Below are 15,770 nucleotides of genomic sequence, written 5' to 3'. Positions count from 1 at the left end.
GTCGAGTTGCTGGCAGGTCGGGTTCCACTGGGAGCCGATCCTATCGGCGATGCTCTGGCCCCGGTGAGAGCAGGCTGTCTGGTGAGAGCAGGCTGTCTGGTGGGAGCCGGCTGTGCCGGCGATCCCGCGGCAGCGGGCATGCCTCCGCGACGCCTGTCGCCGCTGAAGCGGCTCCCACAGGCGCTCCTCAGTCCGGATGCGACGCGCTGCGGTCGCGGTCGGCGCCCATCTTGCGGTCGAGCTTGCCGAAGATCTTCTTGAAGGCCCGCGAGAACTTGCCCCGCTTGGTCTTGCGGGTCTTTTCCTCTTCCGAGGTGAGCCACGCCACCTGGATCACCCGGCGCTCGCCCTCGTAGGGCAGGTGACCGTGGAAGGAGTTCTCCGCCCGGCGGAACACGGCGAATTCCCCGTACAGAGGCTTCAACTCCGGAGCAACCATGTCGTCTATGTCATTGATCGAGCGGAGGAAGCGCAGGCAGCCGTCGCTGGTATCCGGCCACATGGGGTTGAGGTAGATCAGGGCCGTGGCGATCTTCGACTTGCTGTCGGTGTGGATCGTGCCGTGGCGACGGTTGAGCAGGCGGCAGAGGGTGACCAGGGTGGGGTAGTTCTCCAGGCCCTCGATGCCCAGGTGGCGGCCGATGGCCGCGGAGAACGCCCGCGAGGTCATCTGTTCCACCAGCTCGTTCACCGAGGGGCCGCAGTCGCTGGCGTCGTAGGGGAAGAACCCCGCGCTGCTGTACTGCGGGAAGTCGCGCTCCAGGTCGTTGCGCGCGTCGTCCGGGAGCTGTCCGTGGGCGATCATGAACGAGAACGGCTCGTGCCTGATGTCGGTGTCGGGACGTTCCAGGCGGGCGGGGTCGAGCAGCATGCGGGCGGGTCTCGGGTAGGTACCTCACAGGCATTGTATCGTGTCGGACCGCCGTCCCTGTGATATTCGGCCACGTGCGCGTTCATCGTTTGCCGGTGGACAGAATGGGCTTTCACACCTATCATTCTTACCCGCCCTACGATTCCTTATCCCCAAGGCCCACGAGCCGCTTTTTGCTGGCTTGCGGGCTTTGCTGCACCTGAAGGCGGCCATCCCATGCGTACTCCTGCTCTGCTTGCTCTCGAAGACGGCAGCGTTTTTCACGGCCACGCGGTCGGTGCCCGCGGTGAGACGGTTGGCGAGGTGGTGTTCAACACCGCCATGACCGGTTATCAGGAAATCCTGACCGACCCGTCGTACTCCCGCCAGATCGTCACGCTCACCTATCCCCACATCGGCAATACCGGCACCAACGACGTCGACGTCGAGGCCGACCGCGTCCACGCGGCCGGCATGATCGTCCGCGACGTTCCGCGCCTGGCCAGCAACTGGCGCAGCACCGAACCGCTGCCGCACTACCTTGCCCGCCACGGCGTGGTCGCCATCGCGGGCATCGATACCCGCCGGCTCACCCGCATCCTTCGCGAGAAAGGTGCGCTCAACGGCTGCATCGTGGCCGGCGAAGGCATCGACGCCGACGCGGCTGTGGCGAAGGCCAAGGCCTTCCCGGGTCTCAACGGCATGGACCTGGCCAAGGTGGTCAGCACCACCAAGACCTACCAGTGGAGCGAGGGCGTCTACGACCTCGACAAGCAAGCCTTCTACAACGCGCCGAAGAAGTACCGTGTGGTGGCCTTCGACTACGGCGTGAAGCAGAACATCCTGCGCCTGCTCGCCGGCCGTGGCTGCGACATCACCGTGGTTCCCGCGCAGACGCCGGCCTCGGAAGTGCTGGCCATGAACCCCGACGGCATCTTCCTCGCCAACGGCCCGGGCGACCCGGCAGCCTGCGACTACGCCATCGCCGCCACGCGCGAGATCCTCGAAACGAAGATCCCCCTGTTCGGCATCTGCCTGGGCCACCAGATCCTGGCGCTCGCCATCGGTGCGAAAACCTCGAAGATGAAGTTCGGCCACCACGGCGCGAACCACCCGGTGAAGGACCACGATTCCGGCCGTGTGCTGATCAGTTCGCAGAACCACGGCTTCGCGGTGGACCCGGAAACCCTGCCGGCCAACGTGCGCATCACCCATACCTCGCTGTTCGACGGCTCCTTGCAGGGCTTCGCCCTGACGGACCGCCCGGCCTTCTGCTTCCAGGGCCACCCGGAAGCCAGTCCGGGTCCCGAGGACGTCGGCTACCTGTTCGACCAGTTCATCGCCTCGATGGAGCAGGGCAAGGCGAAGAAGGCGTCCTGACGCCGTACCGCCGCCCGCTAGACCATCAGCCTTCGATTCGCGAGAGAAACCATGCCCAAGCGTTCAGACATCAAGACCATCCTCGTCATCGGCGCCGGCCCGATCGTCATCGGCCAGGCCTGCGAGTTCGATTACTCCGGCGCGCAGGCATGCAAGGCGCTGAAGGAAGAGGGTTACCGCGTCGTCCTGGTCAATTCGAACCCGGCGACGATCATGACCGACCCGGAGACGGCCCACGCCGTCTACATCGAGCCGATCAACTGGCAGACGGTCGAGCGCATCATCGCCAAGGAGCGCCCGGACGCGGTGCTGCCCACGATGGGCGGCCAGACCGGCCTCAACTGCGCGCTCGACCTCGCTGACAACGGCGTGCTGGAGAAGTACAACGTCGAGCTGATCGGCGCGTCGCGCGATGCCATCCGCATGGCGGAAGACCGCGACCTGTTCCGCAAGGCCATGGCCGAGATCGGCCTGGAATGCCCCAAGGCGGAAGTCGCCCGCTCGATGGAGCAGGCGCTGGAAATCCAGACCACCGTCGGCTTCCCGACCATCATCCGTCCGAGCTTCACCCTCGGCGGGTCGGGCGGCGGCATCGCTTATAACAAGGAAGAATTCGTCGAGATCGTCGGCCGTGGCCTCGAACTCTCGCCCGTGCACGAGGTGCTGGTCGAGGAATCGGTGCTGGGCTGGAAGGAATTCGAGATGGAAGTGGTCCGCGACAAGGCGGACAACTGCATCATCGTCTGCTCGATCGAGAACTTCGACCCGATGGGCGTGCACACGGGCGACTCGATCACGGTCGCGCCGGCGCAGACGCTCACCGACAAGGAATACCAGCGCCTGCGCAACGCCTCCATCGCGGTGTTGCGCAAGATCGGCGTGGACACCGGCGGCTCCAACGTGCAGTTCGGCATCAACGCCGAGGACGGCCGCGTCGTGGTCATCGAGATGAATCCGCGTGTGTCGCGTTCCTCCGCGCTGGCCTCCAAGGCCACCGGTTTCCCGATCGCCAAGGTCGCCGCCAAGCTCGCCGTGGGCTACACGCTCGACGAACTCAAGAACGACATCACCGGCGGTCTCACCCCGGCCTCGTTCGAGCCGTCGATCGATTACGTCGTCACCAAGATCCCGCGCTTCGCCTTCGAGAAGTTCCCGGCCGCCGATGCGCGCCTCACCACCCAGATGAAGTCGGTGGGCGAGGTGATGGCGATGGGGCGCACCTTCCACGAGTCGATGCAGAAGGCCCTTCGCGGCCTGGAAATCGGCAAGACCGGCCTGAATCCGACCGGCCTGGACATCGGCAGCGAGGAAGGCTTCCAGATCCTCAAGCGCGAATTGCGCGAGCCGCGTCCGGATCGTGTCTTCCACGTGGCCGACGCCTTCCGCGCGGGCCTCTCGCTGGAAGAGGTGCACAACCTCACCCGCATCGATCCCTGGTTCCTCGCCGCGTTCGAGGACATCGTGATGACCGAGGGCGAAGTGCAGCGCCAGGGCCTCACCGCCCTCGACGAGCCGCGCATGCGCGAACTCAAGCGCATGGGTTTCTCCGATGCGCGCCTTGCCGAACTGGTCGGCACCGATGAGGCCGCCGTGCGCCACGTGCGCCGCACGCTCGGCGTGCGCCCGGTGTACAAGCGCGTCGACTCCTGCGCCGCCGAGTTCGCCACCACCACCGCGTACATGTATTCCACGTACGAGGAAGAGTGCGAAGCGAACCCGACCGACAAGGACAAGATCATCGTCCTCGGCGGTGGCCCGAACCGCATCGGCCAGGGCATCGAGTTCGACTACTGCTGCGTGCACGCGGCTCTCGCCCTGCGCGAGGACGGGTTCGAGACCATCATGGTCAACTGCAACCCGGAGACCGTGTCCACCGACTACGACACCTCCGATCGCCTGTACTTCGAGCCGCTGACGCTGGAAGACGTGCTGGAAATCGTCGACCTCGAAAAGCCCAAGGGCGTGATCGTGCAGTACGGCGGCCAGACCCCGCTGAAGCTCGCACGCGCGCTCGAAGCCGCCGGCGTGCCGGTGATCGGCACCTCCGCCGAATCGATCGACCTGGCGGAAGACCGCGAGCGTTTCCAGAAGCTGATCACCAAGCTCGACCTCAAGCAGCCGCCGAACCGCACCGCGCGCAATGCCGACGAAGCGTTGGCTCTGGCTCGCGAGATCGGCTACCCGCTGGTCGTGCGCCCGAGCTACGTGCTCGGCGGCCGCGCCATGGAAATCGTCTACGCGGACGCCGACCTGTCGCGCTACATCCGCGACGCCGTGCAGGTGTCCAACGATTCGCCGGTGCTGCTCGACCGCTTCCTCGATCATGCGGTGGAAGTGGACGTGGACATCGTCGCCGACGCCGAGGGCAACGTGCTGATCGGCGGCATCATGGAACACATCGAGGAAGCCGGCGTGCACTCGGGCGATTCCTCGTGCTCGCTGCCGCCGTATTCGCTCTCGCAGGAAGTGCAGGACGAAATGCGCCGCCAGGTCACCGAACTGGCCCGTGAGCTGAAGGTCATCGGCCTGATGAACACGCAGTTCGCCATTCAGGGCGACGACGTCTTCATCCTGGAAGTGAACCCGCGCGCCTCGCGCACGGTGCCGTTCGTGTGCAAGGCCACCGGCATGTCGCTGGCGAAGATCGCCGCGCGCGCCATGGCCGGCCGCACGCTCGCCGACCAGGGCGCGACGAAGGAGATCATCCCGTCGTACTACTCGGTGAAGGAAGCGATCTTCCCGTTCCTGAAGTTCCAGAACGTCGACCCGATCCTCGGCCCCGAGATGCGTTCCACGGGCGAGGTGATGGGCATCGGCCGCAGCTTCGGCGCCGCCTTCGCACGCGGCCACGAGGCCGCCGGGATCAAGGCGCCGCCGAAGGGCAAGGTCTTCATGTCGGTGCGTGACGCCGACAAGGACCGCCTGCTGCCGATCGCCCAGGACGTCGCCGCGCGTGGTTACGTGATCGTCGCCACGACCGGTACGGCCGCCTTCCTGGAGCACAACGGCGTGAAGTGCGAGCGCATCAACAAGGTGCTGGAAGGCCGGCCGCACATCGTCGACCTGATCAAGAATGGCGAGGTCGTCTATATCGTCAACACGACGGAAGGCAAGCAGGCCATCTCCGATTCGTTCTCGATCCGTCGCGAAGCGTTGCAGCAGCGCGTCACCTATTCCACGACCGTCGCAGGCGCGCGTGCCCTGGTGCACTCGCTCGACTTCCACGCCAATGGCGAAGTGAACAGCCTGCAGGACTTGCACAAGGAGCTCAACGCATGAGCAGCACCCGCCCTCCCATGACCCAGAAGGGTGCCGAGCGCCTGCGCACGGAACTGGAGTACCTGAAAGGCCCGAAGCGCCAGGAAATCATCGCAGCGGTGGCCGAGGCGCGTGCGCATGGGGATCTCAAGGAGAACGCCGAGTATCACGCCGCACGCGAGATGCACGGCTTCAACGAGGGCCGCATCGGCGAACTCGAAGCCGCCTTGTCGAACTCCGAGATCATCGACACCGAGCGTCTCAGTGTCGGCAAGCGCATCGTCTTCGGCGCGATCGTCGACCTGGTCGATGTCGACACCGACACGAAGGTCACCTACCAGATCGTGGGTGACCTCGAGGCCGACATCAAGCAGAACCTCATCGCGGTTTCGTCGCCTATCGCGCGTGCCCTGATCGGCAAGAGCGAAGGCGACGAGTTCGATTTCACCGCGCCCAACGGCGTGAAGAGCTACGAGATCATCGGCGTCCGCTACAGCTGACGCCTCAGAGCAGGTCGGCCTGCTGGGTGGCGGTATACCAGAGCAGGCCGTAATGCCCATAGGGGAACGTGTAACTGGCCGTCTCCCCCTGGATCTGCGACGTGTGCACGCCATAGACCAGGCACACGCCGCCATAGCAGTTGATCTCGTCGGCGTACGACTTGAACGAAACCATCTTCGCTCCGAAACGGTGTCCCGCGATGCCGTTGAGGAAGGGGCTGCCAATCGACAGACCCCAGGCCCCGCAGGTCGTCGTGGCGACGTTGAAGGGGTACATGCCGCACGAGTAGAGGCCGCGGAAGGCACCCGCGATACCGATGAAGGTATTGACAGAGCCGGCGGCACCGATACGGTCGATCACGCGGGCGGCGAGCGTGGCGCCCATCGAGTGCCCGATGACGTCGATCTTGCCCGTGCAGGAAGAAGCCAGCGCGTCGACGATGGCGTTCTCCACCGGCGTTTCCTCGCTGCCGTTATGGTCGTTGCAGGCGGCGCAGAACGCATTGCCCCAGCTTGGCGCGATGATTTGCGATTCGGCATAGCCGCGCTGGCGCAGCAGGTCGTGGGTGGCTATGAAATCGGACGGGCTGCCGGTGTTGCCGTGCACGAGCACGACGGAATCGACGCAGGCGGCATGGACGGAACCGCAGGCGAGCAACAACAGGGCGAACAGCGACATGGTGAAACGCATGGCTTTGCCTCCGTGGTGTGATGCGCTCGGTCAGACCACCCCGAGCGCGTAGTAGGCGACGATCGCCACGAAGACCGCGAGGGTCTTGATGACGGTGATCGCGAAGATGTCGCGGTACGACTGGCGATGGGTGAGGCCGGTCACGGCCAGCAGGGTGATAACGGCGCCATTGTGCGGCAGCGTGTCCATGCCACCGGACGCCATCGCGGCGATGCGGTGAAGCACTTCCATAGGAATGCCGGCGGCGTGCGCGTTCTCGATAAAGGATTGGCTCATCGCGCCCAGCGCGATGCTCAGCCCGCCTGACGCCGATCCGGTGATGCCGGCGAGGGCGGTGACTGATACGGCCTCGTTGACGAGCGGGTTCGGTATCGCGTGCAGGGCGTCTGCCACCGTGCGGAAGCCGGGCAGGGCGGCAATCACGGCGCCGAAGCCGTATTCGGACGCCGTGTTCATCGACGCGAGCAGCGCACCGCCCACGGCGGCCTTGCTGCCTTCGGCGAAGCGCGTGGCGACCGGGCGCCACGCGAAGGCCAGCACGCAGGCGATGCCGAGCAGCAGCGCCCCTTCGACGGCCCATATCGCGGCCACCTTGGATACGTCCTGCACGACCGGCGGCGCGCTGCCGACGATGGTGGGCACGAAGGACTGGGTGCTGCCGTAGACGCGCGGAATCGCCATGGTGAGCAGTTTGTTCGCGACACCCACGACGACCAGCGGCAGGAGGGCGACGAAGGCGTGCGGCAATTTCTCGCCGGTGAAGGCGACAGGCTCGTTGGCGAGATCGTCGCCATAGCCTTCGCCAGTCATTGCCGCTTTCCGCCGTCGGCGTTCCAGGTAGAGCAGGCCGGCGGCGAGGATGAAGACCGAGCCCAGCGTGCCGAGCCACGGCGCGGCCCAGGTATCCGTGCCGAAGAACGCGGTGGGGATGATGTTCTGGATCTGCGGCGTGCCCGGCAACGAATCCATGGTGAAGGTGAAGGCCCCCAGCGCGATCGTTCCGGGGATCAGCCGCTTCGGTATCCGTGCCTGGCGGAACAGTTCCGCGGCGAAGGGATAGACCGCGAACACGACAACGAAGAGCGATACACCGCCATAGGTGAGCAGCGCACAGACCAGCACGATCGAAAGGATGGCGCGCTTCTCGCCGAGCAGGCCGATGGTGCCGGCGACGATGGAGCGTGAGAAACCCGAGAGCTCGATCACCTTGCCGAACACCGCGCCGAGCATGAACACGGGAAAGTACAGCTTGAGGAAGCCGACCATCTTGTCCATGAACAGGCCGGTGAACATCGGCGCGACGAGGCCGGGATCGGTCAGCAAGACCGCGCCCAGCGCCGCCACCGGCGCGAACAGGATGACGCTGTAGCCGCGGTAGGCGACCAGCATCAGGAAGGCCAGCGCGGCCAGCACGATCAGCAATGCCATCGAAACATCCGTCCCCAGGTCGGTCTATGCGTCCGTCGGACGGCGAGTATCCGCAGGCGGGGGATGGCGCGGCACTGTACCAAGGTACAAGTGTGGTCATCACGGCCTGTTCCTATGCTTCGTGTCATTCGGCGCCGAGGGGGCGTCGCGCACAGGTATCCGGGGGATGTCCATGAAGCACGCACCGCTGACGCTGGCGATCGGTCTGGCAATCGGTTTCGCCGCCACGCTTCCCGCCATGGCGCAGGACGCCGGCCAAGCGAACGCGCCGACGACGGAGGCGAAGAAGAAGCAGCAGGAGGCCACGCAACTCACCGAGGTCACCGTGAGCGCACGGCGCCGCGAGGAGTCGCTGGAGAAGGTGCCGGTCGCGGTGAGCGCCTTTTCCGAAGAGGACATGAAGGACCTGCAGGCGACGAGCATCGATGGCCTGCAAGGCGCGGTACCCAACATGAACATCGTGCAGGGGCGCGGTTCTTCCTCGTCGGTAAACATCTTCATTCGCGGCATCGGTCAGCCGGACGCCTTGCAGACGTTCGACCCGGGCGTGGGCATGTACGTGGACGATGTCTACTACTCGCGCATCCAGGGTGCCCTCATCAGCCTGTTCGATGTCGACCACGTGGAAGTGCTGCGTGGCCCGCAGGGCACGCTGTACGGAAAGAACTCCACCGGTGGTGCGGTCAAGGTCGTCACGAAGAACCCGGGCAGCACGCCGGAAGGGTCGGTCGAGGCCACCTTCGGCAACTATGGCCGCCGGGAAGGCCGCTTTTACGGTTCGACGCCGCTGGGCAAGGACGGTGCATGGTCTGCCTCGCTGGCCGGGGCGATCACGCGCAACGACGGTTATGTCCACGACTACAGCGGCCACGACTTCAACAACGACGACACCAAGTCGATCCGAGGCAAGCTGCGTTTCCATCCGTCGGACACCTTCGACGGCGTGCTGACCCTCGACTACACGAAGATGGACACCGCGCTCACGCTCGGCCAGCCGGTGTCGCGGCTGACCCGCACCGACCTCGTCCTCGGCACGGTGACCTTGCTGCGGCCCAACCTCGACGAAAAGTACAACTTCCATACGCGCACCTCGTTCCCGCCGAACGACGGCCAGGAGCTCACGCACAAGGGCGTGGCGCTGAACATGAACTGGAAGCTGTCCGATCAGTGGAACCTGAAGAGCATCACCGCCTACCGCAAGCTCGACAGCGAATCCTATATCGATATCGACGCCTCGCAGTTCGAGCTCGGCGACGTCTTCGTCGGGTTCCACCAGAAGCAGGCCAGCCAGGAACTGCAACTGGCCTTCGATAACGGCAGTAACGTCCAATCGGTGTTCGGCGCGTATTTCCTGCGGGAAAACGTGCCGTCCACGCAGTACGCGTTCGCCGACGACCTGTTCGCCGTCGCGGGCCGGACGGTGCCGTTCCTGCGCACCATCGGCGACGATCTCACGACGAAGAGCTGGGCGGGTTTCGCCCATGTGAACTGGGAATTCGTGCCGAGCTGGACGCTTGCCGCCGGCATCCGCTACAGCAGGGAAAGCAAGGATTACGACCGCACGACCAGCACGTTCTGGGGCGCGCCGCTGGCCGCCTTGAACGAGACCGTGCCGCTCTCGCGAAACAAGGACTGGACGGCGTGGACACCGACGGTGAGCCTGCAGAAGCAGTTCGATCCACAGACGATGTGGTACGTCTCCGCCAGCCGCGGCTTCAAGTCGGGCGGTTTCAACGGCCGCGCCAACTCGGCCGCCGAGGCGAAGACGGCCGAGTTCGATCCGGAATACGTCTGGACCTTCGAGACGGGCCTGAAGCTGCGCAGCGCGGACAACCGCCTGCAAGCCAACCTTGCGGCCTTCCACAGCAACTACAAGGATTTCCAGGCACGCGTGTCCGAGATCCAGAATCCCGGCTCGCTGACGCCGACCTTCGCCTTTCCGGTGATCAACGCCGCGAAGCTGAAGATGGACGGCTTCGAGGCGGAAGGTGTCGCGCTGGTGGGGGAAGGTACGCGGCTGAGCACGCAGATCGGTTACCTGAAGGCGAAGTACGACCGCTTCGACGACGCGCGGCTCGACCCGTCGAACCCGCAGTACAACCCCACCATCCACGACCACGTTCCGTTCTCGCCGAAGTGGACGGCGCGCGTGGCCGCCACGCAGACCTTCAACCTCGCCGGTGGCGCACTGACCGTCGGCGCCGATGCCTCCTATCGCACCGAGACATGGCTCAGCGTGGACAATTACGCGGCCTTGAGCCAGAAGGCGTACACGCTGGTCGGCGCGTTCGGCATCTTCGATTCCGGCGACGGCCACTGGCAGTTCCGCGCCGGCGTCCGCAATGCGACGAACAAGGTCTACAAGACCGATGGCCAGGAGTTCTCGAGCGTCGGTAACATCCGCACGGCGTACTACGGCATGCCGCGCAATTACTACGCGTCGGTACGTTACAACTTCTGACAAGGGGAACACGATGCGCCGTCTGTTGCTTGCCTTCGCCTTGCTCTCTGGTGGTGCTTCCGCCGCCGATGCTCCCGCCACGTTGCCCGCGTTGAAAATCGACACGGCTCGCGTCACGGTGGCCGGCCTGTCTTCGGGCGCCTACATGGCGACCCAGGCGCAGGTCGCCTATCCGGACGTCTTCCACGGTGCGGCGCTGGTCGCCGGCGGACCCTACGGTTGCGCCCAGGGGAAGCTCGACGTGGCCTTGGGTAGCTGCATGAAGGGAACGCCCATGCCGGATGTCGCCGCCCTCGCCGCGCAGGCACAGGCTCGTGCCGCCAAGGGCGAGATCGGTCCGCTGGCGAAGCTCGCCTCGGCGAAGATCTACGCCTTGCATGGCGCGCAGGATGCGCTGGTATCGCCGGTGGTGGGACACGCCTCGGCCGGCTTCTACGAGGCGTTGAAGAAGGCCGATCCATCCCTGGCCGGCATGAATGTCGTCGACGATGGCGACCGCGCCTTCGCCCACAACCTGCCGATCGCGGCCAAGGGCGACGACTGTGGCAAATCCGTCTCGCCCTTCCTCGGCCATTGCGGTTTCGACGCTGCCGGGGAGATCTTCGCGAGGCTCTATGGGAAGCCTGCGCATGCCGCTTCGACGGCACGTGGCGAAGTCCGCGCGTTCGACCAGGATGCGTACAAGGCGGGAGGCAAGGATGCCTTCCTGGCTTCGACTGGCTATGTCTACCTGCCGCCGGATTGCCTGGCCGGAAAGCCGTGTGGCGTGATGGTGGCGTTGCACGGCTGCAAGCAGAACGCCGACTTGGTGGGGAAGGCCTTCGTGGAGGATGCCGGGCTCAATCGCTGGGCGGACGTCTACGACGTGGCGGTCCTGTATCCTCAGACCCGCGCGGTGTTCGCGCCATTGAATCCGCAGGCATGCTGGGACTGGTGGGGTTACTCGGGAGAGAACTACGACACGCGCGCCGGCGTGCAGTTGCGCTGGCTGGTGGATGCGTTGCGCGGGTTGGGGCTTCCGGCCGTGAAATGAGGCGTATCGCCGCTGAAGCGGCTCCCACAGGGGGGCATCGCAGCAGCTGGGTCCCCACAGGAGCCTCCCGCAGCCCGGCGATCTGCTGTGGGAGCCGCTTCAGCGGCGAAGCTCTCCGTCCCCACCCATGAGCCCCTGGATCGTCACCACCGCCGCGGGCCTCTGGCTGTGCATGCTCTTCGCGGTCGCGCTCTTCGGCGAGCGCAAACCCGCCTTCCTCGAGCGCCGCTGGGCGATCGTCTACGCGCTTTCCCTGGCGATCCACTGCACCTCGTGGACCTTCTACGGCACGGTGACGCAGGCCTCGCGTTCCGGCTGGTGGCTGCCGCCGACCTTCGTCGGTGCGATCCTGATGTACCTGTTCGCCGTGGGGGTGTTGCGGCGGCTCGTCGTCATGGCCCGAGACTACAACGCGGGATCGGTCGCCGACCTGGTGTCCGCACGGTTGGGCCGGCATCGCGGGCTTGCCGCGTTGGTCACCGTGGTGATGCTGATCGGCATCGTCCCGTACATCGCCCTGCAATTGAAAGCCGTGGCGATGAGCTATGGCCTGCTCGCTCGCGGGCGTGACGCCGAGGCGCCGGCGTGGCAGGACAGCGCCCTCTACGTCGCCTTGCTGATGGCCGCGTTCGCGATGCTGTTCGGCACGCGTCGCGCCTCGGCCATGGCGCACAACCGTGGCCTCGTCCTCGCCATGGCATTCGAATCGCTGTTCAAGCTGGCGGCGATGCTCGCGCTGGGGACGCTGCTGATCGACGCCGCGCCGGACCCGGTCGCGATGGCTCGCGCAGCGGCCACACCACATGACGCCAGCGGCTTCCCCGCGCTGATCCTGCTCGGCGCGTTGGCGATGTTCACGCTCCCGCACCAGTTCCACGCGGGCATGGTGGAGTGCCGCGACGTGCGTCACGTGCGTACCGCGAGATGGCTCTTCCCCGCCTACATGCTGCTTATCTCGCTGCCGATCCTGCCGCTCGCGAAGCTCGGCGACGCCACGCTCGCTCCCCTCGGCGTGCCGTCCGATCTCTATGTGCTGGCTTTGCCGCTGTCGCGCCAGCAGGGTGGGCTGGCCTTGTTCGCGTTCCTTGGCGGCTTGTCCGCGGCGACCAGCATGGTCGTCGTCGCCACGCTGGCGCTCAGCCTTATGGTGGTGAACCACTTCATCGCCCCGTTACGCGTGCTCGGCGGCTGGGGCCGCGACGAGCGTGGCGACCTGCGCGGGCAGGTCATCACGCAGCGTCGCGTGGCCATCGTCGTGGTGATCCTGCTCGCCTGGGCGTATAGCCGCATGCTCGCGGGCAACGACGCGCTGGCGGATATCGGCGGCATCTCGTTCTCCGCGCTGGCCGGTCTCGCTCCCGCGTTGCTGATCGCCGTTTACCGTCCGCGCACGGGTGCACGCGCCGTGGGGGCCGGGCTCGTCGCCGGCACCCTGGTATGGCTGTATGTCGTGCTGCCCGTCCTGGTCGCGCCCGGCCCGGCGTGGGTGGTTGAGGGGCCGTTCGGCATCGGTTGGCTGGCCCCGGACCGCCTGCTCGGGCTCGACGACTGGAGCCGCCTCGGCCGCGCCGTGGTGCTGGGGCTCGGCGCGAACATCGCCACGATCGCCCTGGTCGCGCCATCGCGCTACGGCCGTGCGGCCTTGCCGTCCGCCGAGCTGGGTGGTGTCGATCTCGGCGACCTGCGTGCGCTCGCCGCACGTTTCCTGCCCGCCGAGCGCGTGCATGCGTTGTTCGCGGAGGCCCCCACGCACGGTGCCGCGGGCGGGGCACTCGCCGCGCTGGTGGAGCACGAGCTGGCGGCGGTGATCGGGGCCGGATCGGCCCGCCTGCTATTGCAGGTGGTCCATCGGCAACGGCAGGACGAACTCGATACCGTCGCCGCGATCGTCGGCGAAGCGACCCAGGACCTGCGCTTCAACCAGCGCGTGCTCGAAGCCGCCCTGGAAACGATGAGCCAGGGTATCTGCGTGGTCGATGCGGAACTGCGCCTGGTGGCGTGGAACAAGCCGTATGCGGAACTCTTCGGCTATCCGCCGGACATGTTGCGCGTGGGCCGTCCGGCGGCGGACCTGGTTCGCCACAATATCGCCGGAGGACTGATCGGACCGGGTGACCTCGCCTCGCGCGTGGAGCGCCGCATGGCGCATATGCGTCGTGGTTCCCCGCATCTGGCCGAACGTCGCTTCCCCGATGGAACGGTGGTGGAAATCCGCGGCAACCCGATGCCGGGCGGAGGGTACGTCGCCACCTTCACCGACGTCACGTCGTTCCGCGAGGCCGAGGACGAACTGATCCGCGCCAACGAGACCCTTGAACTGCGCGTGGCCGAACGCACGGTCGAGTTGCAGCAAGCGATGGCTGCGGCGCACCAGGCGAACGAGGCCAAGGGACACTTCCTCACGGCGGTGAGCCACGACCTGCTGCAACCGCTGCATGCCGCGCAACTCTTCGCCCATGCCTTGCGCTCGGGGCATGGCGACGATGAAACGGCACGGCACCTCGATGGCGCGCTGGCCGCCACGGAGAACCTGCTTGCCGGCTTGCTCGACATCGCGCGTCTCGAAGGCGGCAGGCTGGAGCCGCGTGTCGCCGACGTGGCGCTCGCCGACGTCATCGGGCCACTCGCGGCGGAAAGTCGTGCGCTCGCGGCGGAACGGGGTATCCGCTTCGATTGCGTGCCGACCAGCGCGTGGGTGCGTACCGATCCGCAGTTGCTGCGCAGGATCGTGCAGAACTTCCTCGCCAACGCGTTGCGTTACGCCGAAGGTGGGCGCGTGCTGTTGGGTTGCCGCCGGACGGGTGGCGGAATGCGCATCGAGGTGTGGGATACCGGGCCGGGCATCGCCCCCGGCGACCGCGACGTGATCTTCGAAGCGTTCCGCCGGGGCGACGCGGCGGCAGGGCAAGGCCTGGGCCTTGGACTCGCCATCGCCGAACGCACGGCGGCCCTGTTGGGCCATCCGCTGGCGTTGCGCTCCTGGCCAGGGCGCGGCAGCGTCTTCGACGTCGTCGCGCCCGCTGCCCCGTGCGGCGCGACCGAAACACCGTTGCAACCCGCCATCGTGGCGGCGATCACCGGCCATGCGATCGTCGTGGACAACGATCCGGCGGCACTCGCCGCCACCGCCACCTTGTTGCGAGGCCTTGGCTGGACGGTCGACGCGTTGCGCACGCCCGAAGGGCCGGCGACCGGGCCGGACCTGCTCGTGCTCGATTACCACCTCGACGCAGGACGTACGGGGCTCGATGCCTTGCGCGTGTTGCGCGCGCGCTTCGGCGACGTGCCCACGGTATTCGTCACCGCCGACCGCGATGTGGACCTGCGCGCACGACTCCAGGAAGCGGGAGGAAGTGTCCTCTACAAGCCGCTGAAGCCGCTGGCGATGCGGCAGGCGATGCAACGCCTGGTCGCACGGGCGTAGCCGCTTCGGCCGTCCGTCAGGGTTCCGTCCCGCCCAGGTCCAGCGAGCGCAGCAAGACGCCCGCCTGCGTGCGGTTGCGCACCTCGAGCTTCTCGAAGATCGCCGTGACGTGGGCTTTCACGGTGCGTTCCTGCACGCTCAGCCGATCGGCGATCTGCTTGTTGAGCAGGCCTTCGGCGAGCATGGAAAGTACGCGGAATTGCTGTTCCGTGAGCCGTGACAGGCGGGTGGCGAGGGCGGTGTCGTGGGCATCCACGGGGAGCGCGGCGACCGCGCGCGCCAGCTCGGCGGGCAACCAGTGGCCGTGGTCCAGCACGTTGCGCACCGCTTCGGCGATGGTCGCGGGATCGGCGCTCTTGGGGATGAAACCCGCGGCACCATGCGCTAGGACACGGCGCACCACGGACGGCTCGTCGTGAGCCGACACCACCAGCACGGCGACGCCCGGGTACTGCCCGCGTAACGCGGCCAAACCCGAGAGGCCGCGGCTTCCCGGCATGCGCAGGTCCAGCAGTACCAGGTCGGTGTCGGGCGCATCGGACAGTGCGGCGAGCAATCCCGCCAGGTCCGCCACGTCGGACACGTCGGCATCGGGCACGGCCGCGGCGGCCGCTTGCCGGAGCGCGGCGCGGAAGAGGGGATGGTCGTCGGCGACGAGGATACGGTTCATCGTCGCCGACGGTAGCGGCGTAACGCGACTCCGTCGAGTGCGTGTTGCCCTTTCGTACGATGGCGTGTGGCGAGC

The 15,770-nt window shown here is 66.5% G+C and carries 10 protein-coding genes; 6 read left to right on the top strand and 4 right to left on the bottom strand.

The features are described from left to right. Nucleotides 1–187 precede the first annotated feature (187 nt). Nucleotides 188–871, bottom strand: coding sequence for a 2OG-Fe(II) oxygenase family protein (locus ACN9M2_RS12235; protein WP_306850585.1), 684 nt, complete (start codon nt 869–871; stop codon nt 188–190). 216 nt (nt 872–1,087) lie between these two features. Between ACN9M2_RS12235 and carA the strand changes: the two genes are divergently transcribed. From carA to greA, 3 genes are read left to right on the top strand one after another with little or no spacing between them, the layout of a single operon-like run. Then, on the top strand, nt 1,088–2,230 hold the full coding sequence (carA, locus tag ACN9M2_RS12230) for a glutamine-hydrolyzing carbamoyl-phosphate synthase small subunit (protein WP_426285000.1): 1,143 nt from the start codon (nt 1,088–1,090) through the stop codon (nt 2,228–2,230). Between the two features lie 51 nt (nt 2,231–2,281). Continuing rightward, entirely contained in the window at nt 2,282–5,509 is a 3,228-nt protein-coding gene (gene carB, locus ACN9M2_RS12225) for a carbamoyl-phosphate synthase large subunit (RefSeq protein ID WP_426284999.1), read from the top strand. After that, on the top strand, nt 5,506–5,988 hold the full coding sequence (gene greA / locus ACN9M2_RS12220) for a transcription elongation factor GreA (protein ID WP_426284998.1): 483 nt from the start codon (nt 5,506–5,508) through the stop codon (nt 5,986–5,988). The genes carB and greA overlap by 4 nt, the downstream gene beginning before the upstream one ends. 4 nt (nt 5,989–5,992) lie before the next feature. Here the strand turns inward: greA and ACN9M2_RS12215 are convergent, their stop codons facing one another. Together ACN9M2_RS12215 and ACN9M2_RS12210 are read right to left on the bottom strand one after the other, a co-directional pair. Continuing rightward, nucleotides 5,993–6,679 carry an alpha/beta fold hydrolase gene (locus ACN9M2_RS12215; RefSeq protein ID WP_426284997.1) on the bottom strand — a complete coding sequence of 229 codons (687 nt, stop codon included), beginning with the start codon at nt 6,677–6,679 and terminating at the stop codon, nt 5,993–5,995. Between the two features lie 30 nt (nt 6,680–6,709). Next, nucleotides 6,710–8,107, bottom strand: a complete 1,398-nt coding sequence (locus tag ACN9M2_RS12210; protein ID WP_426284996.1) for a GntP family permease — start codon at nt 8,105–8,107, stop codon at nt 6,710–6,712. Between the two features lie 172 nt (nt 8,108–8,279). Between ACN9M2_RS12210 and ACN9M2_RS12205 the strand changes: the two genes are divergently transcribed. The 3 genes from ACN9M2_RS12205 to ACN9M2_RS12195 all read left to right on the top strand — a co-directional run bounded on the left by ACN9M2_RS12205 (nt 8,280) and on the right by ACN9M2_RS12195 (nt 15,025). Continuing rightward, nucleotides 8,280–10,568 carry a TonB-dependent receptor gene (locus ACN9M2_RS12205; protein WP_426284995.1) on the top strand — a complete coding sequence of 763 codons (2,289 nt, stop codon included), beginning with the start codon at nt 8,280–8,282 and terminating at the stop codon, nt 10,566–10,568. A 13-nt stretch (nt 10,569–10,581) separates the two neighbouring features. Beyond that, nucleotides 10,582–11,601 (top strand): extracellular catalytic domain type 2 short-chain-length polyhydroxyalkanoate depolymerase, encoded by a 1,020-nt coding sequence (locus tag ACN9M2_RS12200; protein WP_426284994.1) that lies wholly within the window; start codon nt 10,582–10,584, stop codon nt 11,599–11,601. 127 nt (nt 11,602–11,728) lie between these two features. Beyond that, the gene (locus ACN9M2_RS12195; protein WP_426284993.1) at nt 11,729–15,025 is read left to right on the top strand and encodes a hybrid sensor histidine kinase/response regulator; all 3,297 of its coding nucleotides are present in this window, start codon (nt 11,729–11,731) and stop codon (nt 15,023–15,025) included. Nucleotides 15,026–15,041: 16 nt separating this feature from the next. Here ACN9M2_RS12195 and ACN9M2_RS12190 read toward each other — a convergent pair whose 3' ends face one another. Further along, nucleotides 15,042–15,695: a response regulator transcription factor gene (locus ACN9M2_RS12190; protein ID WP_426284992.1), complete on the bottom strand. Its 654-nt coding sequence runs from the start codon at nt 15,693–15,695 to the stop codon at nt 15,042–15,044. Nucleotides 15,696–15,770: the final 75 nt, after the last annotated feature.

It is taken from the genome of Luteibacter sp. E-22, assembly GCF_049913125.1.
GTDB lineage: Bacteria > Pseudomonadota > Gammaproteobacteria > Xanthomonadales > Rhodanobacteraceae > Luteibacter.
This window is presented reverse-complemented; position numbering and strand designations above follow the sequence as displayed.

Coding starts and splice junctions, on each gene's coding strand:
- ACN9M2_RS12235 (WP_306850585.1), bottom strand. CDS start 871: ATGCTGCTCGACCCCGCCCGCCTGGAACGTCCCGACACCGACATCAGG.
- carA (WP_426285000.1), top strand. CDS start 1,088: ATGCGTACTCCTGCTCTGCTTGCTCTCGAAGACGGCAGCGTTTTTCAC.
- carB (WP_426284999.1), top strand. CDS start 2,282: ATGCCCAAGCGTTCAGACATCAAGACCATCCTCGTCATCGGCGCCGGC.
- greA (WP_426284998.1), top strand. CDS start 5,506: ATGAGCAGCACCCGCCCTCCCATGACCCAGAAGGGTGCCGAGCGCCTG.
- ACN9M2_RS12215 (WP_426284997.1), bottom strand. CDS start 6,679: ATGCGTTTCACCATGTCGCTGTTCGCCCTGTTGTTGCTCGCCTGCGGT.
- ACN9M2_RS12210 (WP_426284996.1), bottom strand. CDS start 8,107: ATGGCATTGCTGATCGTGCTGGCCGCGCTGGCCTTCCTGATGCTGGTC.
- ACN9M2_RS12205 (WP_426284995.1), top strand. CDS start 8,280: ATGAAGCACGCACCGCTGACGCTGGCGATCGGTCTGGCAATCGGTTTC.
- ACN9M2_RS12200 (WP_426284994.1), top strand. CDS start 10,582: ATGCGCCGTCTGTTGCTTGCCTTCGCCTTGCTCTCTGGTGGTGCTTCC.
- ACN9M2_RS12195 (WP_426284993.1), top strand. CDS start 11,729: ATGAGCCCCTGGATCGTCACCACCGCCGCGGGCCTCTGGCTGTGCATG.
- ACN9M2_RS12190 (WP_426284992.1), bottom strand. CDS start 15,695: ATGAACCGTATCCTCGTCGCCGACGACCATCCCCTCTTCCGCGCCGCG.